Annotated in this window: 29 protein-coding genes; 20 read left to right on the top strand and 9 right to left on the bottom strand. The window is 69.1% G+C overall.

Features of this window, described 5'->3' with window-relative positions:
* Window positions 1-2: 2 nt before the first annotated feature.
* From RIF65_RS02915 to RIF65_RS02850, 14 genes are all read left to right on the top strand, one after another.
* Window positions 3-4,514 (top strand): FtsK/SpoIIIE domain-containing protein, encoded by a 4,512-nt coding sequence (locus RIF65_RS02915; RefSeq protein WP_309066653.1) that lies wholly within the window; start codon window positions 3-5, stop codon window positions 4,512-4,514.
* Between the two features lie 107 nt (window positions 4,515-4,621).
* Window positions 4,622-4,915 (top strand): WXG100 family type VII secretion target, encoded by a 294-nt coding sequence (locus RIF65_RS02910; RefSeq protein WP_309066652.1) that lies wholly within the window; start codon window positions 4,622-4,624, stop codon window positions 4,913-4,915.
* 157 nt (window positions 4,916-5,072) lie between these two features.
* A complete protein-coding gene (locus RIF65_RS02905) occupies window positions 5,073-5,300 on the top strand; it encodes a hypothetical protein (RefSeq protein ID WP_309066651.1) in 228 nt (75 codons plus the stop codon).
* Between the two features lie 10 nt (window positions 5,301-5,310).
* The gene (locus RIF65_RS02900; RefSeq protein WP_309066650.1) at window positions 5,311-7,029 is read left to right on the top strand and encodes an ABC transporter substrate-binding protein; all 1,719 of its coding nucleotides are present in this window, start codon (window positions 5,311-5,313) and stop codon (window positions 7,027-7,029) included.
* Window positions 7,030-7,111: 82 nt separating this feature from the next.
* Window positions 7,112-7,810 (top strand): WXG100-like domain-containing protein, encoded by a 699-nt coding sequence (locus RIF65_RS02895; protein ID WP_309066649.1) that lies wholly within the window; start codon window positions 7,112-7,114, stop codon window positions 7,808-7,810.
* Between the two features lie 3 nt (window positions 7,811-7,813).
* Complete coding sequence (locus RIF65_RS02890) at window positions 7,814-8,533, top strand: hypothetical protein (protein ID WP_309066648.1); 720 nt, start codon at window positions 7,814-7,816, stop codon at window positions 8,531-8,533.
* Window positions 8,534-8,550: 17 nt separating this feature from the next.
* Window positions 8,551-9,192 carry a hypothetical protein gene (locus RIF65_RS02885; protein WP_309066647.1) on the top strand — a complete coding sequence of 214 codons (642 nt, stop codon included), beginning with the start codon at window positions 8,551-8,553 and terminating at the stop codon, window positions 9,190-9,192.
* Entirely contained in the window at window positions 9,189-10,061 is an 873-nt protein-coding gene (locus RIF65_RS02880) for a hypothetical protein (RefSeq protein WP_309066646.1), read from the top strand. Before RIF65_RS02885 ends, RIF65_RS02880 begins: the two co-directional genes overlap by 4 nt.
* 469 nt (window positions 10,062-10,530) lie before the next feature.
* Window positions 10,531-11,232 carry a WXG100-like domain-containing protein gene (locus tag RIF65_RS02875; RefSeq protein ID WP_309066691.1) on the top strand — a complete coding sequence of 234 codons (702 nt, stop codon included), beginning with the start codon at window positions 10,531-10,533 and terminating at the stop codon, window positions 11,230-11,232.
* A 9-nt stretch (window positions 11,233-11,241) separates the two neighbouring features.
* Window positions 11,242-11,880, top strand: a complete 639-nt coding sequence (locus RIF65_RS02870) for a hypothetical protein (RefSeq protein ID WP_309066645.1) — start codon at window positions 11,242-11,244, stop codon at window positions 11,878-11,880.
* A gap of 127 nt (window positions 11,881-12,007) precedes the next feature.
* Complete coding sequence (locus tag RIF65_RS02865; protein ID WP_309066690.1) at window positions 12,008-12,679, top strand: WXG100-like domain-containing protein; 672 nt, start codon at window positions 12,008-12,010, stop codon at window positions 12,677-12,679.
* The gene (locus tag RIF65_RS02860; RefSeq protein WP_309066644.1) at window positions 12,679-13,320 is read left to right on the top strand and encodes a polymorphic toxin type 15 domain-containing protein; all 642 of its coding nucleotides are present in this window, start codon (window positions 12,679-12,681) and stop codon (window positions 13,318-13,320) included. Before RIF65_RS02865 ends, RIF65_RS02860 begins: the two co-directional genes overlap by 1 nt.
* Before the next feature lie 9 nt (window positions 13,321-13,329).
* Window positions 13,330-13,893, top strand: a complete 564-nt coding sequence (locus tag RIF65_RS02855) for a T6SS immunity protein Tdi1 domain-containing protein (RefSeq protein ID WP_309066643.1) — start codon at window positions 13,330-13,332, stop codon at window positions 13,891-13,893.
* 230 nt (window positions 13,894-14,123) lie between these two features.
* Window positions 14,124-14,846: a hypothetical protein gene (locus tag RIF65_RS02850; RefSeq protein WP_309066689.1), complete on the top strand. Its 723-nt coding sequence runs from the start codon at window positions 14,124-14,126 to the stop codon at window positions 14,844-14,846.
* Between the two features lie 13 nt (window positions 14,847-14,859).
* Here RIF65_RS02850 and RIF65_RS02845 read toward each other — a convergent pair whose 3' ends face one another.
* Both RIF65_RS02845 and RIF65_RS02840 read right to left on the bottom strand, forming a co-directional pair.
* Window positions 14,860-15,315, bottom strand: a complete 456-nt coding sequence (locus RIF65_RS02845; RefSeq protein WP_309066642.1) for a recombinase family protein — start codon at window positions 15,313-15,315, stop codon at window positions 14,860-14,862.
* A gap of 54 nt (window positions 15,316-15,369) precedes the next feature.
* Window positions 15,370-16,356 carry a malate dehydrogenase gene (locus tag RIF65_RS02840; RefSeq protein ID WP_309066641.1) on the bottom strand — a complete coding sequence of 329 codons (987 nt, stop codon included), beginning with the start codon at window positions 16,354-16,356 and terminating at the stop codon, window positions 15,370-15,372.
* Window positions 16,357-16,455: 99 nt separating this feature from the next.
* On the opposite strand from RIF65_RS02840, the gene ypfJ reads away from it, so the two are divergent.
* Window positions 16,456-17,325 carry a KPN_02809 family neutral zinc metallopeptidase gene (ypfJ, locus tag RIF65_RS02835; RefSeq protein WP_309066640.1) on the top strand — a complete coding sequence of 290 codons (870 nt, stop codon included), beginning with the start codon at window positions 16,456-16,458 and terminating at the stop codon, window positions 17,323-17,325.
* Between the two features lie 66 nt (window positions 17,326-17,391).
* Window positions 17,392-18,354 carry a prolyl aminopeptidase gene (gene pip, locus RIF65_RS02830; protein ID WP_309066639.1) on the top strand — a complete coding sequence of 321 codons (963 nt, stop codon included), beginning with the start codon at window positions 17,392-17,394 and terminating at the stop codon, window positions 18,352-18,354.
* Between the two features lie 98 nt (window positions 18,355-18,452).
* Here the strand turns inward: pip and RIF65_RS02825 are convergent, their stop codons facing one another.
* Window positions 18,453-20,168, bottom strand: coding sequence for an aldehyde dehydrogenase family protein (locus RIF65_RS02825; protein WP_309066638.1), 1,716 nt, complete (start codon window positions 20,166-20,168; stop codon window positions 18,453-18,455).
* 50 nt (window positions 20,169-20,218) lie between these two features.
* Window positions 20,219-20,482, bottom strand: coding sequence for a glutaredoxin family protein (locus RIF65_RS02820; protein WP_309066637.1), 264 nt, complete (start codon window positions 20,480-20,482; stop codon window positions 20,219-20,221).
* Between the two features lie 116 nt (window positions 20,483-20,598).
* Between RIF65_RS02820 and RIF65_RS02815 the strand changes: the two genes are divergently transcribed.
* The 3 genes from RIF65_RS02815 to RIF65_RS02805 all read left to right on the top strand — a co-directional run bounded on the left by RIF65_RS02815 (window position 20,599) and on the right by RIF65_RS02805 (window position 23,348).
* Window positions 20,599-21,774: a glycosyltransferase gene (locus tag RIF65_RS02815; protein ID WP_309066636.1), complete on the top strand. Its 1,176-nt coding sequence runs from the start codon at window positions 20,599-20,601 to the stop codon at window positions 21,772-21,774.
* Window positions 21,775-21,815: 41 nt separating this feature from the next.
* The gene (locus RIF65_RS02810) at window positions 21,816-22,976 is read left to right on the top strand and encodes a low temperature requirement protein A (RefSeq protein ID WP_309066688.1); all 1,161 of its coding nucleotides are present in this window, start codon (window positions 21,816-21,818) and stop codon (window positions 22,974-22,976) included.
* A gap of 111 nt (window positions 22,977-23,087) precedes the next feature.
* Window positions 23,088-23,348 carry a DUF6458 family protein gene (locus RIF65_RS02805; protein WP_309066635.1) on the top strand — a complete coding sequence of 87 codons (261 nt, stop codon included), beginning with the start codon at window positions 23,088-23,090 and terminating at the stop codon, window positions 23,346-23,348.
* A gap of 48 nt (window positions 23,349-23,396) precedes the next feature.
* Here the strand turns inward: RIF65_RS02805 and RIF65_RS02800 are convergent, their stop codons facing one another.
* Together RIF65_RS02800 and RIF65_RS02795 are read right to left on the bottom strand one after the other, a co-directional pair.
* Window positions 23,397-23,711, bottom strand: coding sequence for a DUF7882 family protein (locus RIF65_RS02800; RefSeq protein ID WP_309066634.1), 315 nt, complete (start codon window positions 23,709-23,711; stop codon window positions 23,397-23,399).
* A gap of 67 nt (window positions 23,712-23,778) precedes the next feature.
* Complete coding sequence (locus RIF65_RS02795; RefSeq protein ID WP_309066633.1) at window positions 23,779-24,021, bottom strand: hypothetical protein; 243 nt, start codon at window positions 24,019-24,021, stop codon at window positions 23,779-23,781.
* Between the two features lie 145 nt (window positions 24,022-24,166).
* On the opposite strand from RIF65_RS02795, the gene RIF65_RS02790 reads away from it, so the two are divergent.
* Window positions 24,167-24,442 (top strand): hypothetical protein, encoded by a 276-nt coding sequence (locus tag RIF65_RS02790; RefSeq protein WP_309066632.1) that lies wholly within the window; start codon window positions 24,167-24,169, stop codon window positions 24,440-24,442.
* Window positions 24,443-24,538: 96 nt separating this feature from the next.
* Here the strand turns inward: RIF65_RS02790 and RIF65_RS02785 are convergent, their stop codons facing one another.
* The 3 genes from RIF65_RS02785 to RIF65_RS02775 form a co-directional block, all read right to left on the bottom strand.
* Entirely contained in the window at window positions 24,539-24,796 is a 258-nt protein-coding gene (locus tag RIF65_RS02785; protein WP_309066631.1) for a hypothetical protein, read from the bottom strand.
* A gap of 84 nt (window positions 24,797-24,880) precedes the next feature.
* On the bottom strand, window positions 24,881-25,054 hold the full coding sequence (locus RIF65_RS02780; protein ID WP_309082484.1) for a hypothetical protein: 174 nt from the start codon (window positions 25,052-25,054) through the stop codon (window positions 24,881-24,883).
* A 16-nt stretch (window positions 25,055-25,070) separates the two neighbouring features.
* Window positions 25,071-26,258, bottom strand: a complete 1,188-nt coding sequence (locus RIF65_RS02775; RefSeq protein WP_309066629.1) for an ROK family transcriptional regulator — start codon at window positions 26,256-26,258, stop codon at window positions 25,071-25,073.
* Window positions 26,259-26,305: the final 47 nt, after the last annotated feature.

The following is a 26,305-nucleotide window of genomic DNA, read 5'->3' as shown; positions in this document are numbered from 1 at the left end:
CGATGAGGCTGAAGCTGACGCTGCATCGACCGGCCGGTGACGCTGTCGACATCGTGATCACGACCGACTCGACCGCGACCGCCGGCGACGTGGCCCGCCACATCGCCGAGGCCGACCCGACCAGGGCGACCCCCGTCGCGGACGGCGATGTGGTGACGCTGGCGGTCGCACCGCCCACCGGTGATCGCCTGGTGCCGATTCAACCGGACGTCCCCATCGGGGAGGCACCCATCGGGTCGGGCTTCGCCGCCTCCATCGTCAACTACGGTCCGGGCTACTCGTTCGCGGGCAGGGGCGAGACCGTGGGTGTGCTGCGCGCCACCTCCGGTGTCCTGGCGGGGCAGGAGTTCCCGATCACCGCGGGACACGCGTTCCTCGGCCGCGATGCCGGCAACGACGTCGTCCTCGCCGATCCGATGGTGTCGAAGCGGCACGCCCGCCTTGAAGTCGGCACGCACATCGAGGTCGTCGACCTGAACTCCGCCAACGGCGTGCTCGTGGACGGTGTGGCCGTGCAGCGCGTGCGGATCGAGGAGGGCGAACCCTTCGTCATCGGCGGGACCACGCTCGTGCTCCGGCTCGCCCGCTCCTTCGACGGCTCCGCCGCCGAAGAGCCGATCATCGAACGCGGCGGCGGGCTGCTGTTCAACCGCAGTCCGAGGGTGGAGGTGCGCTACCCGGGCACGCTGTTCAAGCCGCCTCGGCTGCCCACCGAGAAGATCGGCAAGATCTTCCCGTGGCCGATCCTGGTCGCGCCCATCCTGATGGGCCTGGCGCTGTACGCCATGAACGAGAACCCGCGCTCGCTCCTGATGATCGTGATGACGCCGCTGATGGCGTTCGGCAACCTGATCAACCAGTCGGTGCAGAGCAAGAAGAGCGAGAACCACGAGTATCTGCTCTTCGAGCGCCAGTTCGAGCAGCTCGAGGAGGACCTCTTCCACGGCAAGCCCGAGGAGGAGCAGGCCCGCAACGCGGAGGCGCCCCCGGTCGCGGAGATCTTCGACCACGCCATGCGTCTGGGCCCCGTGCTGTGGACGAGACGCCCCGAGCACTGGAACTTCCTGGCCCTGCGGCTCGGCAGCTGCCGGCTCCCGGCTCGCAACCGCATCGACGACGCCGACGTGCCGGACGGGCTGCCCGAGTTCATCGAACGCGTCGACCGGTTGCGCGAGCGCTACGAGTTCGTCGACGACGTGCCGGTGTTCGACACTCTCGCGGACGCCGGGTCGGTGGGTGTCGCGGGGCCACACGCTCCGGTCGCGGATGCCATGCGCGGGATCGCCGTGCAGCTGTTCGGCATGCACGCGCCGAACGACGTCGTCGCCGTCGCCTTCGCTGATTCGGCGTGGACGCCCGAGCTGGACTGGCTCAAATGGATGCCGCACACCTCCAGTGAGCGCAGCCCGTTCCGCGACATGGCGCTCGCCGACTCGGCTCCCACCGCCGCCGCGCTGCTGAGCAGCCTGGAGGAGTACGTGCTGCGGGCAGGCCCGGAGGGCGGGGGCGAGCCGCGCGGCCCGTTCAAGGAGGACTGGAACCCGCTGCTGTACGGCACGGACGTCGCGCGCGCGGCCGGCGAGCACAAGAACACACCGCCGCTGTCGGTGATCGTGTTCGTCACCAGCGACGCCCCGGTGGACCGCGGGCGGCTCACCGATGTGCTGGAGCGCGGGGCGGACCGCGGCGTGCACGCCGTCTTCATCTCTCCCACCGTAGAGTCGCTCCCGGCGGTGTGCCGCAGCTACATCGACGTGACGGCCGGACTCGGGGATGCCAGGGTGGGACTGGTCCGCAACGGCGAGGACTTCGAGCACGTGCAGGTGGAGGGCGTGTCCAACGCGTACATGCACATGCTCGCGCGCCGTCTTGCACCTGTCGTCGACGCCAGCACCGTGGTGCACGACTCGTCCGACATCCCCAGCTCGGTGATGTTCCTGCAGCTGGTCGACCCGGCCATCGCGGAGGACCCGCACGTCGTGATCGAGCGCTGGCGGCAGAACAACACCATCGTGGATCGGACCCCCAGCCCTCGGCCACGCCTGAAGAAGGCGGGAACGCTCCGGGCGATCATCGGGCAGGGTGCGAGCGACGCCATGGCGCTGGACCTGCGCACGCACGGGCCGCACGCACTGGTCGGCGGCACCACCGGCGCGGGCAAGTCGGAGTTCCTGCAAGCCTGGGTGCTGGGCATGGCGGCAGCGCACAGCCCCGACCGGGTCACGTTCCTGTTCGTCGACTACAAGGGCGGATCCGCCTTCGCCGACTGTGTCGAGCTGCCGCACTGCGTCGGCCTGGTGACGGATCTCAGCCCGCACCTGGTCCGCCGGGCGCTGACCAGCCTCCGTGCGGAACTGCAGCACCGTGAGCACCTGCTCAACCGGAAGAAGGCGAAGGATCTGCTCGAACTGGAGAAGCGGCAGGACCCGGAGTGCCCGCCGGCGCTCGTCCTGGTGATCGACGAGTTCGCCGCCCTGGCATCCGAGATGCCGGAGTTCGTGGACGGCGTCGTCGACATCGCCCAGCGCGGTCGCTCCCTCGGCATCCACCTCATTATGGCGACGCAGCGCCCCGCGGGCGTCATCAAGGACAACCTGCGCGCGAACACGAACCTCCGCATCGCCCTGCGCATGGCGGACGAGACGGACTCGCGCGACGTCGTGGACAACGCGATCGCGGCGACCTTCCCGCCATCCATCCCGGGGCGCGCGATCGCGAAGACCGGTCCCGGCCGCCTGGTGCCGTTCCAGTCGGCGTACACGGGCGGCTGGAGCGCGGACGACGACACTGCCGTGGCCGAGGTGCGCGTCGCCGAGCTGCGCTTCGGCGCGAGCCGGGAGTGGGAGCCCGACCGTCCCGCCGAGTCGGATGCCCACGAGGAGGACCTCGGCCCGAACGATCAGAAGCGCATCGTCTCCACGCTGATCCGCGCCGCGGACGCGGCGCGGCTGCAGCGGCCCCGTCGCCCCTGGCTGGACGACCTGTCGCCGCTCGTGGAGCTGCGCGACCTGCCGAACGACGGCGACACTCGCATCCCGATCGCCATGGTCGACGTGCCGGAGAAGCAGCTGCAGGAGCCGGCCGTGTTCGTTCCCGACCGGGACGGCTCACTGGTGATCTACGGCACCTCCGGTTCGGGGAAGTCCACGCTGCTGAAGACCATCGGCACGGCCGCGGGCATGCGTCCGGATCTTGGCCGCGTGCACGTGTACTGCCTCGATTTCGCCTCCGGTTCGCTGTCGGCGCTGGCAGCCCTGCCGCACGTAGGCTCGGTCGTGGACGGCGGGGACGTCGAGCGCATCCAGCGGCTGTTCCGCACCCTCGACCGCGAGATGGACCGCCGTTCCGCCGCCTTCGCCGCCGCCAGTGCCGGCTCCGTGCAGGAGTACCGCGAACTGGTCGACCCGCGGATGCCGCGGATCCTGCTGCTCATCGACAACTACCCCGAGTTCAAGAAGGACTGGGAAGTGGCGCCCGGCCGCGGGCCGTTCTACCGCATCTTCATGCGCATCCTCGGCGAGGGACGCACCCTGGGCCTGCACGCGGTGATCACGGCGGACCGCGGTAACGCCGTCCCCAGCGCGGTCGCCTCCAACATCTCCCGCCGAGTGGTGCTGCGGATGGGGGATGCCAGCCAGTACATGCTTCTCAGCGCACCCAGGGACATCCTCGACGAGCAGTCCGTGCCCGGTCGGGCGGTCATCGACGGGCACGAGGCGCAGATCGCGGTGCTGGGCGGCACGTCGAACGCGGTCGAGCAGACCAAGGCGCTCAGCGCCCTCGGCGAGAGGCTGCGCGAGCAGGGCGTGCGCGACCTGCCCGAGATCGGTGCCCTCCCCACGATGGTGCCGGCATCCGACATGCCTGCGCAGGTGGACGGGATGCCGGTGTTCGGCGTCGCGGACGAGACGCTCGCGCCCCACGGCTTCGAACCGATCGGCTCGTTCGTCATCACAGGTCCGCCGACGTCGGGCCGCACGAACGCCCTGCGGGCGCTCGTGGTCGCCATGGAGCGCTTCGACCCGCACGTGCGGATGTACCACTTCGGCAGCCGCCGTGCGGAGCTGAGGGACTTCCGGCCGTGGGTGCGCAGCGCCACGAAGCCCGAGGACGAGAAGGAGCTCGCCGCGGAGCTGACGGAGCTCGTCGTCGCCGACAACCCCGGCGGCCGCATCCTGATCGTCATCGAGGACATCCCGCACGTCGCCGACGGCCCGGCGGACCGTCAGATGCGGACGCTGCTGCAGGCGATGAACAACAGCGACCACATGCTCATCGGCGAGGCGGAGATCAGCCGGGCGAGCGGCAGCATCGGCGTGCTCGGCGAATGGAAGACCGGCCGGCAGGGGATCGTGCTCAAGCCCGACACCTACGACGGCGACTCGATTTTCAAGGCGCCGTTCGGGCGCGTCAAGCGCACGGACTTCCCGGTCGGGCGCGGCATTTTCGTCCAGGCGGGACGGACGATCACGATGCAGGTCCCGTTCGTGCCAGCCACGCCCGCGAATGGGTAGAGGTGCATGGGTACCGCTCCCCGTTTGCGGGGTGGTGATGATTGGCTAACCTCGACGTGAGAGAGGCCGAAGGGGCCTGAACAAGACGAACGCAGGAGGCGGTTCTCATGGCCGGACACGATTTCGGTGCAACTTACAGCGAGATGGAGGGCGCCGCTGCGCGACTCCGTGACGGTCGCAGCACCATCGGCGACACCCTGAAGGAGCTCCAGGGCATCATCGACGAGCTCGTCCAGGACGGGTTCAAGACCGAGAACGCCTCGGACGCCTACAACACGGCCTACCAGGAGCTCACGTCGTCGCTCGACGACGCAGCCGAGGCCGTCAACGACATGGCCGACGCTCTGGACCGGATGGCCGACTCCATCCGCGACAAGGACTCGGAGCTCGCCGGCGGCTGAGCCATCGCATCGGCAGAGGTCGCGGCATCCGGTCAGGGGACCGGGGCCGCGACCTCTCTGCGTGCGAGGGCCGACGGGGACGGCCGCGGAGGGCGTTCGCCCTGAGGCCGCGGCGGACGGCGCATAGAATCGGGAAGATGATCGGAGCACGGGGCTGATGAGCGGGACGCAGAGCTACTACTGGTACAACCTCTCGACGCAGTCGGTGGTGCGCGCGGACGAGCGGCCCTCCGAAGACACGATCGGGCCGTTCTCGACCGCGGAGGAGGCCGAGGAATCGCCGGCGATCCTGCTGGAGCACGCCCGCGCGTGGCTCGAGAGCGAGGAGAGCGAGAGGTTCCGCGAGGTGGCGGCCGAGGGCGACGACGGCGCCGACCTCGTCTGACCTCGTCGCGATGAGAGCCCATCGCCGCGTCGCGGCACCGTTGATCGTGCTGCTGGCGGCAGGCCTGACCGGCTGCGCGTCGACGCTGCCGCAGACCGTCGTGCCCGACACGAAGGTCGCCGTGGGATGGAGCGGCGGGTTCACGTCCGTGAACGCCCTGGCGTCACCGTCGCCCGGCAACATCGACATCGCCGAGACGATCCGCGCGGACTTCGGCGACGTCGTCGACGGCGAGTTCGTCCCGGATGAGAGCTTCGGAACCGTCCGCATCGTGTCGGAGGATCCCTTCACCGTGCGCTACGATCTCGCCGAGCCGACCTGGTCGGACGGCATCCCCCTCGACGCTGCCGACCTGCTGCTGGGCTGGGCGGGAGCATCCGGGCTCTTCGAGCGGGACGAGGAGGCCGACGGGGAGGCCGGAGGGGATGCGCCCGAGGTCGCGCTCCCCGAGGTCGCGCTCCCCGAGGTCGACGAGTTCGCACGGGCGATCGAGGTGACGTTCCCGCAGCCGGCGATCGACTGGCAGCAGGCGGTGACGGCTCCGGTGCCTGCCCACGTCGCCGGCAAGCGCGCCTTCGGCACGGACGACGCGATGGAGGCGAAGAACGCCGTCATCCGCGCGATCCAGGATGCCGATCCCGCGGCGCTCAAGGATCTCGCCGCCGTCTGGAACGAGGGCTTCGAGCTGCCGGACAAGAAGGCGATCCCGCAGGATCTGCGGCTCTCCAGCGGCCCGTACGTCGTCGACCGGGTGCGCGACGAGGAGGCCGGTCAAAGCGTGACGTTGGTGCCCAACCCGTCTTACAAGGGCGGGGTCGGCCCGCAGATCGCGCGGGTCGAGCTCGTCCCGCCGGGCAGCGATCCCGTGTCCGCCATCGGCACCCGGCTGGACGTCGCGCAAGTGACCCCGATGGCGTCCAACCGCGCGGTGATCCGCGAACTCGAGCGTCGGGACTTCACTGTGCAGACCACGCACGACGGCACCGTCTGGGCGGTGATGCTGAACCCCTCCCGGGTGTTCGCTGACGAGCGGGCCCGCTCCGCCTTCCTCCGCGCCCTTCCGGCGCGGGCGCTCGCCGAAGCCGGTGGCGGCGAATGGGCGGCGGCCTACACCGCCACCACCTCGATGGTGTCCGCACCCGGCTCTCGCGCCTACGACATCGTGAACGAGGACTCGGGCTTCGCGCAGACCCTCGGCACACAGAGTGAGGATCCGGCCGCCGAGCGTCAGTCCGCCGGCGTGGGGGCGGGAGCGCGGGTGTGCGTGCTGTACGACCGCCGCAGCGAGTTCGCCGCCGGAGCCTTCAGCGCACTCCGGGACGCCGCAGCGGAGGCCGGCTGGGGCATCGCCGACTGCGGCAGCGACGACGTCGACGCGGCGTTGGGGCAGCGCGGGTGGGATGCCGTCATCGCCCGCGTGCCGATCCCGCAGTCGCCGGCGCAGATCGCCGCGCAATGGGGCACGCAGGGAGCGGCATCCGTCACCGGACATGCGGACGCCGAGCGCGACACACTCATCGCGCAGCTTGCCCAGACGGTCGATGTCTACGAGGCGCGCGACATCCGCGCGCTGATCGAGTTCACCATCGTGCGTGCCGCGCTCGCACTGCCGATCGCGACGAACCCGCGGATCACGGTCGTCGACCGTGACGTGAGCGGCGTGACGGCCCGTAACGGCGCCCCGGCGCCGCTCACGTACGGCATCGTGCAATGGGCGGCCGCGAAGTGACGCGGCGGATGTGGGCTCTTCTCCCCATCGCGAGGGCATCCCGCCTGAGCATAGGGTCGTCTGCGGAGGTTTACTCGTGGGAATGATGTTGCCGAATGAGCTCATCTGGGTGATGGAGAAGCTCGGGTTCGACTGGCCGGATGTGGATGAGGACGAGCTGCGCCGGGGCGCGGGGATGGTCAGCGACTTCCGCGATGAGCTCGAAGCGAAGATCCAGGTCATGGACCGGAAGGTGAACGGCGACCTGGCGGCGGCGATGCGGGGCAAGGCGGGCCCGGCGTATGTGAGCGCGTGGAACACGAACCGGTCGCAGAATCTGCAGCGGCTGGTGGATCTGCTGGGTCCGGTACCGCCGGCGATGGATATCGCGGCGGGGGCGGTGTTCGCGTTGAAGATCAAGGTGATCGCGGACGTCACGACGACGATGATCGCCCTGGTCGGTATGCTGACGAACCCGATCACCGCGGTGGGCGCCGGTCCGATGCTGATCCTGAAGAAGAAGCTGCTGAATGCGGCGGTGGATGTCGCGATCGAGCAGCTGATGAATCAGCTTCTGCCGATGGCGATCGAGCCGTTGGCGGAGGAGCTGCCGGGTGTCGTGATGGCGGCGTTGGACTCGCCGATCGTGGAGGCGGTCGCGGGCGACCCGGACGAGTTCTACGCGGATCTGCAGGCGCTGGAGCAGGCGGAGAGCGAGATGGAGATGCACGCGTCGGATGTCGAGACGCTGACCGAGCGGCTGCTCGCGGACCTTTCGAGCCTGAACATCACGGGGGACTGAGACATGGCCAGAAGCATCGGTGACGAAGCGATCAAGCCGCTGCTGCGCGCGCTGGATGACACTCCGGTGCACGTGAAGCAGCTGGCGGAGATGTTCCGCAAGCACGGGTCGAAGCAGCACCGCAATACGAGCGAGGTGCAGAACCTCGACTCGCCCGACGTCGTGCATCCGCTCAAGGACGGCTGGAAGAAGGACGGCCCCACGCCGAACCAGGTCGTCGACGCCGGCAAGGGCAACCGCCCCGACCCCGAGGACTACCTGGACAAGGACTACATCCAGCAGCACCTTGCCCAATTCGAGAACGGTGCGACGCGCATCTATCGCACCAACAGCCTTCTCGACTGGGGGCCCGGCAACAACCAGGTCCCGGGCAACACCACCAATACGGCGTACGTGTTCCCGACGGACCAGTTGAACAACCTGATGGATCAGGTCAACAGCCCGAAGGAGCTCGCAGAGGCGCTCGGCCTTCCGACGGACTTCTTCGAAGGGGGTGATGTCCAGCTCCGTGACTTCGGCCCGGATGAACTGGCCGGACTGCGTGTGCCGTCGGGCAACGAGGGCGGAACGGACGTGGAGCACTGGATCCCAGGCGGGTACCTGCCCAGCGGCATCCCGGAGGCGGTCATCGACATTCCGCATGACGCCACCGGGTGGCGGAACGGCGACGGTGTGCTCGATCAGTCGAGATGGCCGGGCAGTTGGCGCGAACTCAACCTCTGAGCGGAAGGACTGGCGAGATGGACAGCAGCACTGCGGCGTTCGGGCCCGCCTCGCTCGTGTCCGGTGCGATTCTGCCCGCGCGCGGGCGCGATCTGATGCTGGATTGCGGCGGACTCCCTCCGGGGGCTACGGAGGCCTCTGGTGATGGCTGGCTCGCGCCGGACGTGCCGGTCCTCGTTCGTGGGGACGTGAGGATCCTTCCGCTCGCCTGGAGAGGCGATCCGAGCAGCGGCTACAACCCGTATGCCGAGCCCGGGCAGCTCAAGGCGTTCGCATCGCGCATGCAGGATGCGGGCATGCACAGGGCGGGGCCGTGGGCGGTGATGGATCTGTCGGAGCGCCGTGCCGACAGCATCGGCTCGTACACGGAGGCGCTTCGATCGTCCGGGGCGACGAAGGCGAACCGCTGGGTCTTTCCCGAGGGCGTGGGTGTGGCACTCGTCTGGGCGGGCGATGAGGCTGCCGGGGACTGGTCGCTTGCAGTTCACGTCGTTCCGGCGAGCTGGGTGTCCGAGCGGCTGGTCGCCGGCCCGGTCGAAGGAATTGACGTGACCTGGTCCTGGGCCGACGTCATCAGGCTGGACGCGGCGAGAGCGGACGCCGATGCCTCAGCTGCCGCCGGTAGTCTGGCGGCAGAGGAAGAGGAGCGGGACGCATGACAGGCACGTTCGGGAATCTGACCGTGGACGCGGTTGCGCGCGTCTACGGCGCGAGTGAGCTCGGAGTGCTCGCGGTCACCGCGCCCGGCGAAGCGCATCCGCGCGTCGAGTACGTCGGTGGCGAGCTGTTCGTGGGTCTTGACGAGCGCGACGGGTCCGCGGTGACCCAGGGACAAGCCGAAGCCTGGTCGCAGCCGTTCTCCGACACGGTCGCGGCGACCGTGGCATCCGCGGGTTCCCTTCCGGATCCTGTGGACGGGGTGATCCTGGTCGAGGACGAGCAGGTGGCGGCATCCGTGCTCGTCGAATCGTCCCGGATCGAGGTCGGGGACGTGACCGGACCACCGGTCGTCTTCGTGCTCTCCAGGGATCGGCTCGCGATCGTCGGCGCGGACGACGAAGCGGGGATCGCCCGTGTGCTGGATCTGGCGGAGCAGCTCTACGACGAGGGCGGGCGACTGGTGAGCGCGCATCCGGTGGTGCTCTCGGATGGCGCCTGGGCTCCGTGCCCGTGGCGCGAGCGGCATCCGTCGCTGGAGATGCGTTTCGAGCGGGTGCTGAGGCTGTTCGCCGTTCGCGCGTACGAGGCACAGTCGGTCGCATTGCAGCGACCGGACGTGCACCTGGCGGACCCGAAGATCCGGGTGCTGGACAGCGGGGTCACCACGACGTTCGCGGCGTGGCCCAAGGGGACCGCGACGCTCCTCCCCGTCGTGGACAACGTGATCATCGCCGATCCATCGGGCGCGCTCAGCGTCGCGACCATGGATCAGTTCCTGGATGCCGCGGGCGACGCCGTCGTGCGCACCGGGCTCTCTCCGCTGCGGTATTTCGTGCCGGGGGAGCCTCCTCGCCCATCCCAGGACTGAGGCACGGGACGCATGACAGGCACGTTCGGGAGGGCCACGTTGCAGGCGGTTGCGCGTGTGGCCGACAACCATGGCTGAGTGCTCGATTCGCGTCTCACGTGACGGCGTGGAGCTCGACGCCGAGATCGCGTGGGGTTATCAGCGCGGAGGATGGCAGGTGGCGATCACGTCCGCCGGGTTCGACCGTGTGGAGGCTCAGGCGGATTCGCGCCCGTGGATCCGGCATCCGTGGTCGATCTCGCCGAGCAGTGTGTCGAGATCGAGCGGATCTTCGATGAGATCTCCCGAACTCCGTCAAGGGGCGGCGGCGCGCCGCGCGATCGAGAGAATGCGCGAGCCGCGCGCCTCCGCAGAAGGGATGCGTCACGTGGGTGAGGCGCCCCCCCGCAGCCGCTGATGGGCTGATCTCCCCATCGCCACCGTCATCCGCGACTCGTTAGCGTGATTCTCGGAGGTGGTCGCCGTGGGAATGATGCTGCCGAACGAGCTCATCTGGGTGATGGACAAGCTCGGACTGGAGTGGCCCGACGTCGACGAGGACGAGGTGCGCAAGGCGGCCGTGCTCGTGCGGGGGTACCGAGACGACATGGAGACGCTCGTCCAGACCGCCGATCGCCGCATCAACGGCGAGATCGCCGCCGCCATGCGCGGACAGGCGGGCACCGCGCACGTGACGGCGTGGAACCGGAACCGCTCCGAGAACGTGCAGCAGCTGATCGACCTTCTCGGGCCGGCGGCCAGCGGCATCGACCTCGCGGCCGACATCGTGTTCGCCCTCAAGATGAAGGTGATCGCCGAGGTCACCCTCACTCTGGTGCAGCTGGTGCCGCTGCTCGCAGCCGGACCGTTCGGGGCGGGCGGAGCGGCGGTGCTCATCCTGGCGCGCAAGAAGCTGTTCTCCGCATTGATGGAGGCCACGCTCGAGAAGGTGATCGACGAGGTGCTGCCGCTCGCGCTGGAACCGCTCGCCGAGCAGGTCCCGGGACTGGTCGCGGCCATGCTCGACGCCCCGGTCGTCGAGGGCGCGGTGGGCGATGTGGACGAGTTCTACGCCGACCTCATGGCCCTCGACCAGGCTGCGTCGGACATGGATGCGCACGCCGCCGATGTCGAGGAGCTCACCGATCGGCTGCTCGCCGACCTGGCCAACCTGCAGATCTCGGGAGATTGAAGCATGTCGATGAAGAAGCTGATCCGCGACGTCATCGATGCCGTGGACGGCGCCGGGCACGAGTTCAAACGCGGCTTCGCCGGCGCCTTCCGCAATCGCGGAGGCAAGCACAGAGCGGATGCCGACGCCATCCGCGGTCTCGACAAGCGCAACACCGATTACGAGCCGAAGCATCGGGGAGACGGCAAGAAGCCGACCTCCCATGCCAAGGAGTACGGCGTTCTGCGCGATGTCAGCCGAGGGGTCGACGCGCAGTTGCGCGGGTACCAGCCGCGGCACCGCGACCCGGACTACGACCTGGCGCGCGATCTCGGGCGCTCCGTCGGCAATGACGTGAGGTCGCTGCCGGGCGACATCGCCGACGAGGTGAAGGGCACACCGAAGAAGGTGCCCGGACAGCTCGTCGAAGAGCTCTACGAGGACGCGATCGGGCAGGACAGCCCGGACAAGTACGGGGCGAAGAGCGAGGGCGACATGAGCTTCCTCGCTCCCGCTGGCGAAGCGGATGCCCTGAGCGCGTCGAGCCAGGCCGAGTTCGAAGCGCGATTCGATCTGCCGCCGGGCGCGCTGGACGGTGCGAAGGTCGAGATCAAGACCATCCCCGATTCGCGGTTCGTGAGCATCGAGTTCGACGTCCCCGGGGACTGACTGCGAGCGCTGGGGGAGCTGTGCGCGTGGGAAGTGCTACCCATGGTGGCCTTCATGACCGGAAAGTACCCTCGATCCAGGAGGTGGCGCCGTGGGAATGATGTTGCCGAATGAGCTTGTCTGGGTGATGGAGAAGCTCGGGTTCGAGTGGCCGGATGTGGATGAGGATGAGGTGCGCAAGGGCGCGACGCTGGTGCGCAATTTCGGGTCGGATCTGGAGGGTGTGATCCAGTCGGTCGACCGGAAGATGAACGGTGATATCGGCGCGGCGATGCGGGGGCAGACGGGTCCGGCGACGCTGAGCGCGTGGAATGCGAACCGGTCGCAGAATCTGCAGAAGCTGGTGGACATCATGCCCCCGGCGGCCACGGCGATGGATGTCGCGGCGGATGCGATTCTTGCGTTGAAGATCAAGGTCATCGTGGATGTGACGTCGACGATGATCACGTTGGTGGCGATGCTGACGAATCCGATCACGGCGGCGGGTGCGGGGCCGATGCTGTTGATCAAGAAGAAGCTGTTGAACGCCGCGGTGGACATCGCGGTGGAGCAGTTGATCAATCAGCTCGCGCCGATGGCGATCGAGCCGTTGGCGGAGGAGTTGCCGGCGGTGATCGACGCGATTCTGGATGCGCCGATGGTGGAGTCCACGGCGGGGGATTCGGATGAGTTCTACGCGGATCTGCAGGCGCTGGAGGAGGCGCAGTCGACGATGAAGGTGCATGGTGCGGATATTCAGACGTTGACGTCGGCGTTCTTCGCGGAGTTCTCCGCCCTGGACTTCGGAGGGGACGACTGATGAGCGCGGTCAAACCCATCATCAAGGAACTGAAGCAGGCGGCGCTGAAGGGATTCGCTCATGCGGACCACAAGCTGCACCAGCTCACGGCGAACATCGACGGCCACCTCGATACTGTCGTGCGCCAGGTCCGGGACCTCGACAACTTCGACGGCAAGGTCGATGTCAGCGTGAAGAGGTTCAAGAGGAACAGCAAGCATGACTCGGCGGAGTACCAGAGGCAGTACGACGAGCAGATGGCCACTCTGCAGTCGATGCCGCTGTCGGATTGGTTGAAGAACCGGATCGAGTTTCTCGAGAAGGGGCGCACCTCGGACTCGCTTCGGGCGCAGGAGAACGCGCGGGACATCGGCCTGAAGGACAAGATCACCGAACTCCGCCGCGCGGGAAAGAGCCGCGATGAGGCGAAGCAGATCGCCGAAGAATGGATGAAGGGACAAGCCGCGCTGCATCGGTTGGACGGCATCGCAGGTGGGAACGTCACCGACATTTCGCGAGTCGGAGACACGCGGATCAATTCCTCTCTCGGCTCCCAGTGGAGGAGCCGAGTCGGTGACATCGATCGGGCCGTGATCGACTTCCTCAACGCGAATCCAGGCGTAGATCTGGACAACACCTACATCAACATCGTCCTCCGATAGGTTGGAAGCATGGTTGAGATCGCTGATTTCGTTCCGCACGCGCCGGTCCCGCCGGAGATCATCGAGGAGTATCGGGGCCGCGTTCCGGACGAGCTGGTCGAGGTCTGGGAGAAGTACGGCTACGGCACCTTCGCCCATGGGTTCTTGCGCATCATCGACCCGAAGCTCTACGAGGCCGAGGTCGGCGATTGCATCGGCAAGACGCAGGGTGATGGCATCGCGATCCCGATCATGGTCACCGGCCTCGGCGACCTCATCACCTGGGAGCCGAGCCACCCGGGGTTGGTCGGCATCCTGTACCGCGAGCACCGTACGGTCGGACTCAACTCCTCGCTCGAGGACTTCCTGTTCATGGTCGACCTCGACGGGCCCGAGGAACTCTCCGACAGCCTCCACTGGGACATCTTCCCGGAGGCGGTGGCTGCACACGGCGAGCTGCCGTACGACCAGTCGTTCATCTTCGTGCCGCTACTTTCGCTGGGCGGACAGGAGAAGGTGGAGAACCTGCACAAGCGGGAGACCATCCCGGCCATCCAGGTGGCCGTCGACCTGCAGGGTGTCATCGGTCACTGACGAATCGCTCGGCCACGTGGTTCCGGATTCCCGAGCTCGGCGATTGGGATGCGTTCTTCCATCCCGAGCCAGTCTCCTGGCACGTCGTGCACGTCGTGGGCGTCGAGGAGCCCGCTGACTCTGCCGACCCACGACCTCCGTGGCAGGATATGTGCCGAGGGGGTCGTGACGTGACCGATGTGAATTCCGGGGCCGAGCTCGAGACGGAGTCCGCCACGAAGGCGAAGCGGGTGCCGCCGCTCCGGCTCGAGTTCGCCGGCGAGTGGTACGACGTGCCCTCGGGGAATCCGTTCATCATCGGACGCGAGGGCGACCTCGAGATCGACGAGAACCCCTACCTGCACCGCCACTTCCTCGAGCTCCAGCACCGAGACGGACTGTGGTGGCTGGCGAACATCGGCGTGCGCCTCGCGGCCACGATCTCCAGCGCCGGCGGCGCCGTGCAGTCGTGGCTCTCGCCCGGTGCGCGGATGCCGCTCGTCTTCGAGCGCAACGTGATCGTCTTCACCGCAGGCCCGGTCACGTACGAGCTGAGCCTGCATACGGAAGAGGCGCCCTACGAGATCTCCCGCCACATCCAGGCGTCGATGAGCGGTGAGACGACCGTCATGCCGGCCAGCTTCACGCCCATGCAGAAGCAGCTCATGGTCGCCTTGGCGGAGCCGATGCTGCGCCGCGAAGGCGTGAGCATGAACGAACTGCCGTCATCGAGCGACGCCGCCAGGCGCCTCGGATGGACCATCAGCAAGTTCAACCGCAAACTCGACAACGTGTGCGACAAACTCGACCGGATGGGCGTGCAGGGCCTGCGGGGCGGGCCCGGAAAGCTCGCCACCAACCGTCGTGCCCGGCTCGTCGAGTACGCCGTGACCTCACAGGTCGTCACACGCGCCGACCTCGCACTGCTCGACGACGAGACGCTCCGGAGCCAGGCCGACTCCGACGAGGACTGAGGGTCCGGCGCGTTCAGCGCCCGGCATCGGCGAGGTGCCGGGCCTGGTGGCCGAGCACCTTGACCATGATGCCTCGACGGCGCAGCTCCGCGACCGTACGGGTCTCCTCGTCCAGGTCGCGGCCGAGGGCGTGGATGTTCGCCACGACGAGCACGTCACCGCGCTGCAGCGTTTCGATCAACCGCGCGAGGCGGTCTCCCCAGCTCTCCAGGATCTCCGGCGCCGGGTGCCGGAACCCCTCGATCGGCACACCGAAGCGGGCCAGGTCTTCGCGCTGCTGCACGACGGACGGCATCCCCTCGCGCGCCACGACGAGCCCGACCAGCCGCGCACCTTCGGGGCGGGCGGACCACCAGTCGTGCTCCGTGTTCGCCAGGCACTTCGGGCACTCGGCCGCCGCGTGGGGAAGGTGAAGCGGACTGGTCAGGGCGATCTCCGCCCCGGCATCCGCGTTCGTCGCGTTGTTCATCGCCGCACCTCCGGTATCCATTCTGCCCGAGTCGGCGCCAGCGGATGACCACGGTCAGACCATGCCGAGCGCGCGCACGGCCTCCCGCTCGTCGACCAGCTCGGCGACCGACGCGTCGAGTCGTGCCCGAGCCCACTCGTCGAGCTCGAGACCCTCGATGATCTCCCAGCGGCCGCCGACCGAGCGCACCGGGAACGACGACACCAGCCCCTCCGGCACGCCATACTCGCCGAACGAGACGACCCCTGCGCTCGTCCATTCCGTGCCGTGCACCCAGTCGCGCACGTGATCGATGGTCGCGCTCGCCGCTGACGCGACCGACGACGACCCGCGCACCTCGATGATCTCGGCGCCGCGCTTGGCGACCCGGGGGATGAACGTCGTCTCCTGCCAGGCGCTCACGTCACCCACCCGCTCGGCGAGCGCCGTCTCGATCGGCCGCCCGTCGACCGTGGCGTGCGAGATGTCGGGGAACTGCGTCGCCGAGTGGTTGCCCCAGATCGCCACCCGACGGATGCCGGACACCGGCGCGTCCAGGGCCAGCGCGAGCTGCGCCCTGGCCCGGTTCTCGTCCAGCCGGGTGAGCGCGGTGAAGCGCTCCGCCGGCACGCCGTCGGCGTGCGAGGCGGCGATCAGCGCGTTCGTGTTCGCCGGGTTGCCGACCACAGCGACCCGTACGTCGGAGGCCGCGTGCGCGGAGATCGCCTCGCCCTGCGGGCCGAAGATCCCCGCGTTCGCGGCGAGCAGATCGCCGCGCTCCATGCCGGGTCCGCGTGGGCGCGCACCCACGAGCAGGGCGATGTTGCATCCGTCGAAGCCCACCGCCGGGTCGTCGGTGACCTCGACGTGCTCGAGCAGGTCGAACGCGCCGTCCTGCAGCTCCAGTGCCGCACCCTCCGCGGCAGCCATCCCCTGGGGGATCTCCAGCAGCCGCAGCCGCACCTTCTCGTCCGCGCCGAGCATGTCGCCCGCCGCGATGCGGAACAGCAGGGCGTACCCGATCTGGCCGCCCGCCCCGGTGATCGTGATCGTCGTCGCCATTCCTCGACCCTACGTCCGGACCGCCCGGCAGGGACAGAGGTCATCGGCGGCGGCCGTCAATCCCTGTGTGCGCAGGTCAGGGAGCGGTAGCGTTTCTGCATGACGTTCAACCCGGATGCCGACATCTCAGGCCACTCCACGCGGCGCCGCGGCCGAGGCGCCGCCATCGGCGGCGGGGCCGTCGGTCTCGGCGGCATCGCGGTGCTGCTGATCAGCATGTTCACCGGCGTCGACCTGACCGGCCTGCTCGGCGGAGGGGGCGGCGCCCCCGGCCCTGCGCCCACCTCGGAGGCGCTGCTGGAGTGCAAGACCGGTGAGGACGCGAACACGCAGGACGACTGCCGCATGGCGGGCGCCGAGGTCGTGCTGAACGAGTACTGGGAGCAGCACGTCGACGGCTACGTGGCCCCCTCGATGACCGTGGTCGAGGGGCAGACGCCCACCCAGTGCGGCACGGCGTCCAACGCGGTCGGTCCGTTCTACTGCCCGCCCGAGCAGGGCGTGTACATCGACCCCGACTTCTTCCAGATCATGCGCGACCAGTTCGGTGCCTCCGCGGGTGAGCTGGCGCAGCTATACATCGTCGGGCACGAGTGGGGCCACCACATCCAGAACATCACCGGCGTGATGGAGCAGTACCCGAACAACGGCACTGGTCCGGACAGCAACGGGGTGCGGATGGAGTTGCAGGCCGACTGCTACGCCGGCGCGTGGCTGGGCGATGTCACCGAACTGAAGGACGACCAGGGCGTCCCGTACCTCGAGAAGCCGACCGACGCACAGGTCAAGGACGCGCTGAACGCCGCGTTCACCGTCGGCGACGATCACATCCAGGAGCAGTCCGGTTTCGTGAACCCGGAGAGCTTCACGCACGGCACCAGCGAGCAGCGCCAGTACTGGTTCGCGAACGGCTACAAGAACGGACTCGGCGTCTGCGACACGTTCGGCGTGCCGGGCGACCAGCTGTAGCAGCCGCGCGCCCGCGCAGGCGGTGAGACGTGCGCCCGCGACGCCGCGGGTGCAGGGAGGGGAGACATGGAGCTGGAGGCGCTGTACCCGCCGATCGAACCGTACGAGACCGGACACCTGCTGGTCGGGGACGGCAACCGGGTGTACTGGGAGCAGAGCGGGAACCCCGACGGCAAGCCGGTCGTGTTCCTGCACGGCGGACCGGGCAGCGGCACCTCGCCGTGGCAGCGGCGCTTCTTCGATCCGGACAAGTACCGGATCGTGCTGTTCGACCAGCGCGGCTGCGGCAAGAGCACCCCGCACGCCAGCGACCCGGGCGCCGACCTGCGCTACAACACCACCTGGCACCTGGTCGCCGACATCGAGCTGCTGCGCAAGAACCTCGGCATCCCGCGCTGGCAGGTGTTCGGCGGCTCGTGGGGGAGCACCCTCGCGCTGGCGTACGCCCAGTCGCACCCCGAGGTCGTCACCGAGCTGGTGCTGCGCGGCATCTTCACGCTGCGCAAGCACGAGCTGGAGTGGTTCTACGAGGGCGGTGCGTCTGCGCTGTTCCCTGACCTGTGGGCGGGCTACCTGGAGCAGATCCCGGTGCTCGAACGAGGACACCTGATCGACGCCTACCACCGGCGCCTGTTCCACCCGGACCCCGCCGTGCACGTCCCGGCCGCCGTGGCGTGGACGACGTGGGAGATGTCGACGATCACGCTGCGTCCGGACGCCGAGGAGATCCGGAAGGCCACGCAGCCGGCATCGGCCATCGCTTTCGCCCGCATCGAGAACCACTACTTCGTGCACGGCGGGTGGCTGCGCGAGGGGCAGCTGCTCGAGAACGTCGGGGTGATCCGCGGCATCCCGGCCGTCATCGTGCAGGGACGCTACGACGTGTGCACGCCGATGATGACCGCGTGGGAGCTGCACACGGCGTGGCCGGAGGCCGAGTTCGTCGTCGTGGACGATGCCGGGCACTCCGCCGCCGAGCCCGGCATCGCACGGGCGCTGCGCGCCGCCACCGACCGCTTCGCGGGCTGACGCGGCCGGGTCCCAGAGCTCGCGACGTGTTGATCCCTTGAGCTTGTGCATGGGTGCTTCGACAGGCTCAGCAACCCAGGCGTGGACCCGTTCGAGGACTACGCCCGCAGCGCCGCCAGCAGCGTGCGGGCCAGACCGAGCACCCCGCCGCGCGCCCGGAACCGCGTGAGCCCTTCGCTCACCCGCGCCCCGGTGCGTGCCGACACGAACCACGGCGGCTTGGGCAGGATGGTTGGCCGCGTCAGCCGCAGGGATGCCGGATGCCGGATGCCGTCGGTGATCCATCGCGGGAGCGGGCGGAACGGTCCGCGCACGACCGACCGCTCGACTCCGTCCAGCAGCAGCGCGTTGTGCACGACGCCGATGCCGCTGCCGACGTCGTCGAGCGTGCCGCCCGGGAAGGCGCCCCAGGTGAGGGTCGGGGTGATGAACCCGAACGCCGCCCATCCGTTGATCGCGATGGTGCCGTACTGCAGGGCGGTGACCGCGCGCGGGAAGCCGGCGCCCAGCGCGGCCTCCGTCGCCGGATCGACGAGCAGGTTCGCCCCGAGCGTCCCGTTCAGCCGGTCGTTCGCATACGCGACCGCCGCGTCGAGGAACTCCTGCCCCGTCCCCGGGAGGGCGATCACACCGAGCACCGGGGCGAAGTACTCGGTGGAGGCCAGCGTCCCGGCATCCGCTCCGTCCTCCACCTCGATGAACAGCCGGTCGGCGAGTACGAGCGCGCCCGGGTGCGCCGCGCCCGCCTGCCGCATGCGCTCGGTCGCGCCCGGATACCAGAGCGGACGCTCCGGCGCCATGGCGTACGCGCGACGCAGAGCCGAGCGGAACTGCGCGGCCTGCGGCCAGTCAGACGAGAGGATCACGACCTGGCCGGCGAGGCAGTTGTGACCGCAGTTCTGCAGCCGCATGGTGGCGATGTGCTCGGCCTGGTAGGTGATGTCGGCGTCGGTCCACTCGCCGGGGACGACGATGATCGGCGACACTCCGCCGAGCTCGGCCGTGATGGGCTTCGTCGGCGCGGCGGGCTCGGCATCCGAGTCCCGGACGATCGCGTCGAACGTCGCCTCCGAACCGGTGACGTGCACCTGGGACACCCCCGGATGCGACACCAGGTACGCGCCGATGTCGGCACCGCCCTGCACGATGCGCAGCAGGCCGGGTTCGGTGAGCGGGGCGAGCGCGCGTTCGAACACCGGCAACAGGGTGTCCTGAGTCGGGTTGAGCTTGAGCAGTGCCACGCGGTTGTGCGCGAGCAGCTCGTACAGCACGTCCAGCACCGGGATCGAGGTGACGTTGCCCGCGCCCAGCACGAGCCCCACGCCACCGGATGCGGTCGGTTCCCGCTGAGCCAGACCCGCCGCGGCCCCCGCCTGACGCCGTGTGACCCCGGGCTGCAGCCACACCTCGCCGGTGAAGCCAGACAGCAGGAAGCGGTCGATGCCGGTGAGCGGGAAGGCGTCGACGCGCACGCGCCCGCCTGGAGCGCGGCCGGTACGGACCCCGTCGAGCGGGCTGTGCCCCGCAGCGAGCTTCCCGAGAGTGTCGGTGTAGGCATCGATCGCACCCAGCACGGCGTAGGGTCCGCTCAGCCACTCCTCGCCACGCAGCGGGTGCCCCGGCGGCAACAGCTTCGAATCGGCGGCGAGCTCAGCCCAGTCCTCGGCCGCCGCCACGACGCTCTCCCGCAGGGCGCGCAGCAGGGTCGCCCGTTGTCCGAGGTCCAGGGCCGCCCACACCGCGGCGCCGCCCTGGAGCGCGTCGACGTGTGCGTCGAGGGCGCGGCGCTCGGCGAGAGCGGGAAGGGCGGCCATCGTCGTCTCCTTCGGATCTCGTCACAGCCTATGACGGACCCGCGGCGCGATCAGATCAGCGAGAGCTCGCGCAGCTTCGCCTCGACGTCGGCGTTGGACGGCTCGACGTGGTGGCTGGCGTCGGGGTAGACGACGACGGGGATGTTGGTGCGACCCGAGATCTCCTTCGCGACGTCCGCTGCAGCCGGCTCCGCGACGAGATCGATGTACTTGTACTCGATGCCCAGCTCGTCGAGCTGCTTCTTCGTGCGGATGCAGTCGCGGCACCAGTCGGCGCCGAACATGGTGATCGTGTCGGATGCGGAAATCGTCATACTTCCAGGGTAATCGCGCTCACAGGGGGGCGGCTCCGCGGGTGGCGGGGCGTGGAACCGGCCCACAGGCGGTCGTGAAACGATGGATGCCGGATCGCAATCGGGAAGGGGAGCAGATGAGCGCGGCCGTCACCGTCATCGTGCCGACCTTCAACGAACGCGGAAACATCGCCGAACTGGTGATCCGGACCGCGGCGGCCCTCGCGGACCGGACCGCCGAGATCCTGTTCATCGACGACAGTGACGACGACACGATGTCCGAGATCGCCCGCGTCGCGGCATCCGCCCCTCTCACCGTCCGCGCGATCCATCGCGACCATAACGTGGGCGGGCTGTCCGGCGCTGTGGTGCTCGGTCTGCGTGAGGCGGCCCACGACGTGTGCGTCGTGATGGACGGTGACCTGCAGCATCCGCCCGAGCTGCTGCCGCAGCTGCTCGACCGCCATGCGGCCGGCGGGGCCGACGTCGTCGCCGCGTCGCGCTACATCGGCGGCGGTGACTCGGCGGGGCTCGGCACTGCGGTACGGTTCGGCGTGTCTCGCGCGGCGACCTGGCTGACCAAGGCGATGTTCCCGCGGCGGCTGTGGGGCAGCACCGATCCCATGACCGGGTTCTTCCTCGTCGACCGCTCACGCCTGGACCTGGACGCGCTTCGCCCGCGCGGGTTCAAGATCCTGCTCGAGATCCTGGCGCGCGACGAGCTGCGCATCGCCGAGGTGCCGATGGCGTTCGGGGAGCGCCGGCACGGCACGTCGAAGGCGAGCCTTCGGCAGGGTGCCACGTTCGTCGCCCACCTGGCCCGGCTCCGCTTCGGCAAGATGAGTCTGTTCGCGCTGATCGGCGGCATCGGCGCGATCGCCAACATCGGCATCATGTGGCTGCTCACGCACCTCGGGATGGACTACATCTGGGCGGCGGTGATCGGCGCCGCCGCCACCATCGTCGGCAACTTCGTGCTGCAGGAGCGCTTCGTGTTCGACGACGTCCGCGGGGATGCGTCCCGGCTGTGGGTGCGCTTCGCGGCATCCGTGTCGTTCAACGGGATCGAGGCGGCGCTGCGCATCCCCGTCATGGCGCTCATGGTGGAGAGCTGGCACATCTCCAGCGTCCTCGCCACCGCACTGTCGCTGGTGGTGGCGTTCTTCGCCCGGTTCCTGTTCCACGCGCTCGTCGTGTACGCGCCGCGGCGGCGTCGTGACACGGATGCCGGTGCCGAGCCGCCCGTCGACACCGCGGCGCAGCGGATCATCCGCGCCATCGATGCGGAGGCCATGCGCCCCGGCGAGCTCTGACGCAACCCAGACCGGGCGTCGCGGCATATCCTGAACCGGTGATGGTCGACGAAGGACGCTCGCGCTCGCGCCTGCACCGCATGGTGCCGCGCGATCCGGAGGAACCGCACCGCACCGCCAGTCCGCTCGAGCTGTTCTTCGACCTGGTGTTCGTGGTGGCGGTGAGCGCGGCATCAGCACAGCTGCACCACCAGCTTGCCGACGCGCACCCGGTCGAGGGTGTCGTCAGCTACGCGATGGTGTTCTTCGCGATCTGGTGGGCGTGGATGAACTTCACCTGGTTCGCGACCTCGTTCTCTACCGACGACTGGCTGTACCGGGTGCTCACGTTCGTGCAGATGGGCGGGGTGCTGATCCTTGCGGCGGGCATCGGGCCGGCCTTCCACCACGACTTCACCCTCGCGGTGCTCGGCTACATCGTCATGCGCGTGGCGATGATCGCACAGTGGTTGCGTGCGTCCCGCCGCGCGGGAGACGCGCAGCGCACGGCGCGCCGGTACGCGCTCGGCATCGCGGTCGTGCAGCTGCTCTGGGTGGGCTTCCTGTTCATCCCGGCCGAGTTCCAGGTCCTCGGGTTCATCGCGCTCGCGCTGGCCGAGATCGCCGTGCCGGTGCTCTCGGAGATGGGCGGCGGCTCGACGCCCTGGCATCCGCACCACATCACCGAGCGCTACGGGCTGTTCACCCTGATCGTGCTGGGCGAGAGCCTGCTCGCCTCGGCCAAGGCGATCATCGGGGCGATCGAGAAGGTGCAGACGCCCTGGCCGCTGATCGCCATCGCGGTGCTCGCGCTCGTCGCGACGGCCTCGCTGTGGTGGATCTACTTCTGGCCGCCGCACCACCACGCGATCGGCGGGCTGCGGCAGTCGATCCGGTACGGATACACCCACTACCTGATCTTCGCGGCGGCCGGGGCCTTCTCCGCAGGCATCGAGGTGGAGATCGACCGGCTCATCGGCGCTTCGGAACTGGACGCCGTCGCCGCGTCGCTCACTGTGTCGGTGCCGATCGCGCTGTTCCTGCTGGGCGTCTGGTTCGTCGCGATCCGCGAGAACGCCGACCGCGTGGTGAACACCGCGGTGCCGTTGGGCGCCGTCCTGGTGCTGCTCGACCCGGTACTGCCGATCCCGGTGGCGCTGACGGCAGTCATCCTCGCCGGGATCGTGGTCGTGCTCGTGCTGCGGCCCCCGCTGCGCGGCTGAGACGGCTCGCACGGCGCGCGCGCGAGTGTCAAGGCCCTCGCCGCCCGGCATCCGTCTGCCCGATCGTGGCAGAAGGCGGCCTCGGTGCCGCGACCCGAAAGGAGCTATCGCATGAGCATCGGAACCGGAATCGTGCTGTTCGTGATCGGCGCGATCCTCACGTTCGCCCTCAATGTGCAGGTCGACTGGGCGGATCTCGACCTGATCGGCTACATCCTCATGGGAGCCGGAGTCGTGGTGTTCCTCGTCGGGATCATCCTGTTGGCCCGCCGTCGCCGCACCGACGTCGTCACCCGCACGGATGCCGCGCCGGACGGCAGCGCCGTCTCGCGTCACACCGTCCGTCGACCCGGCGACGAAGACGTGGTGTGATCCGAACCCCGGAGGGGGCTGCGAGGTCGTGGTTCCCGTCGCCGGCCGTCAGGTCGAGACGGGGTCCACGACCTCGTCTGTGAGCAGGATGCCGCCGCTGGTGTTCGCCGAGTGCATGAGCCGCTCGATCCACGCCATGTTCAGCTGAGGCGGTTCCGGCTCGTCGAACTGGAAACGCAACGGGATCGAGGGGTGCAGCCACACGGTGGAACGCCCGGTGGACTCACCCTCCGGGTGCTGCCACGACAGCGTGAAACTCTCGTTGCGGCGCAGCTTGGTCGCGATCACGACCTTGAGGTGCGCGAGGGCTCGGTCCTCGATGTGCAGCAGGTGATTCCCGTCGCCGTAATGAAGTACGCCCATGTGCTGAACCGTAGCGCACCCTACGAGGAAAAGCTCATCCGGGCGGTCGCCGCCGTCATATCCCGCGTCACACCGCCGCCAGGGCGGGAGCGGTCGCGGCGACGAACGCCTGGAGCGCATCCTCGCGGGCGGCGAACCGGGTGGGCAGCGACAACTGCCGGAACCAACGCACCTCGACATGGCCCTCGTACTCGGTCACGCACCCCACGAGGTGATGCGCGCCGTCGGACGAGAAGACGTGGTCCATGATGACCCAGTCATCCGGGGACACCTGACGCAGGACGTACCGGTCCTGACCCGTCGCTGACATACGACCCTCCGCTCTCCAACCCCCGAGGACAGTGTCACCCACGAACCACCAAATTCGGAACCGTTGACCTGGCGTGTGTCACTCTGCTACAAGGTGTCGCGTCTGCGCGACTCGTCTCGGCCGGATGCTTTCGTAGGCTGGATGCATGCTGATCGGCCGCATCCGTCCTGTCGAGACCACGACCGTCGAGGTGAGGGGAGGGTCGCTCGCAGACCTGCATGCGAAGCTCGGCGAACAGGCGCCGCACGGATTCGATCTGCTCTCCGCCCCGGCGCGGATGCTGAAGGGCTCGCAGGACATCGAGGCGACCGGCACGTTCGCGCGGCGCGACGAGTCGACCGAGATCGAGGCCGACGACATGGCCGCCCTGCGGGCGAAGGTGCCCGAAGGGTGGGAGCTGCTCAGCGTCCGCAGGGTGTGAGGCGAGGAGCCCGTGCTCCCTCGTCGGCCAGCGCGGCGAGCCGCGCGGTCTCACGGCCGTCGGGGCGCACCCAGATGTGCCGCCCGCCATGCGCGGTCACGCTCGAGTCGGCGACAGACGCGTGCGGACCGCCGTCGCGCAGCACCGCGAGGGTGGTCTCCAGCTGTCGGCCGGCGACGTCGGCGACGGCGTCGACCCGCCCGCCGCGAGCGCAAGCACGCGCTCGGTCAGGCCGTCGCCGTAGGTGGTGGGCTCGGCTCCGAGGGCGCGGAGGTAGTCGTGGCTGGACTCGGATGCCGTGCCGATCACGCGTGCGCCTCGGGCCGCCGCGATCTGCACACCGAACCCGCCCACGCCGCGCGCGGCTCCGTGGATCAGGGAACTGGGTGGGTAACAGCCTGTCCAGGTGACCCGCCATCAGCTTTCATTCGACCGGGTTCACACACCCGCCGCCCGCACCTCGATCAGCACCGACCCAGGCGGAAGCTTCGGCTCGTCGACCTCGCCGACCTGGAGGTCATCGAAGTCCTGGGAGACCGGTCGTAGACGACGGCGCGCATGCTGCTCCTGCTGTGACGATGCGGTGCGTCGGGCTGGACGCGCGGGCAGCATCCACTCTTCCACGCCGTCAGCGATACACGTAGGCCGTTTCCCGTGCAGCCTGGATCGCCATCTCGGCGGCTCCGAGCAGGGCGGCATCCGCGCCGAGGGAGGCAGTGATGATCGCAGGGACGTGCTGGATCCTGCCCTCGAGCCGGCTGCGGAGGGCGGGGGCTATCGCCTCCGACCCGCCGTCCAGGCCCTCGCCCAGGACGATGTACTCCGGATCGAGGATGCTCGCGAGCGCGCCGAGGGCTCGCGCCACGTCGTCGAGGATGCGCTGAGCGAGCGGCGCGGCGCGCTCGTCGCCGGCGTGCGCCAGGGCGACGAGCTGGATCGCCGTCAGGTCGCCGCCGTGCCGAACCCCCGCGCGCTCCGCCTCGCGCGTGACGGTGGCCGGGCTCAGCCGGGTCTCCAGGTCGCCCGCGGACTCGAACCGGCGGCCGAACGAACTGGACTCCACCAGGAGGAAGCCGATCTCGCCTGCGGCCGAGTGCGCCCCTCGGTAGAGCGACCCGTTGGCGATGATCCCCGCTCCGAGGCCCCGCTCCAGCAGCAGTGTGACGAAATTCCGGCTTTCGCGCCCCACGCCGCGGTGCAGTTCCCCGATGGCCAGTGCGTTCGCATCGTTCTCCACGACGACCGGGGTGCTGCGGTCCTCCTCCAGTTGCTGCACCGTGAGTGCGCTCCATCGCTCGGGGTCGAGTCCGGAGATGTCGCCCTTCGGCGTGATGATCGCCGTCACCGAGACGCCGATCGCCAGCACGGGAGTGCCGCGCTCCTGCCCGAGGCGCTCGAGTTCGGCCACCAGGGTGCGATAGGCGGTCAGGCCCGGTCGGGCACCGCGCGCCGGGATGGTCCGCCGGCGCCGCTCGATGATGGTGCCGTCGAAGTCGACGAGCGCTCCTGACACGGCGTCCGAGCGGATCTGCACCGCACCGACCACGTGGGCGGTGCCGGCGAAGGCGAGCAGGATCGGCGGGCGGCCGCCGGTCGAGGCCTCCACCCCGTGCCGGGCGATGAGGCCCTGGGAGATCAGCGCCGCCGTGAGCCGGTTGACCGTCGCCGGGCTGAGCCCGGTGGCCTCGCTGATCTGCGCCTTCGACATCGGGCCGCGCGTCTTGAGGACGTCGAGGATCGAGGTCTGATTGACGAGGAGCAGGGTGCTGGCCGTCGCGGTCGCCGGGCGAGTCCCACGCGCGGGGCTTTTCGTCATGTCACCCATCCTGTCCGAGTCCTGGGCCATTCTGCCCGAACCCATTG

Source organism: Microbacterium sp. (assembly GCF_031180975.1).
Lineage (GTDB): Bacteria > Actinomycetota > Actinomycetes > Actinomycetales > Microbacteriaceae > Microbacterium.
This window is presented reverse-complemented; position numbering and strand designations above follow the sequence as displayed.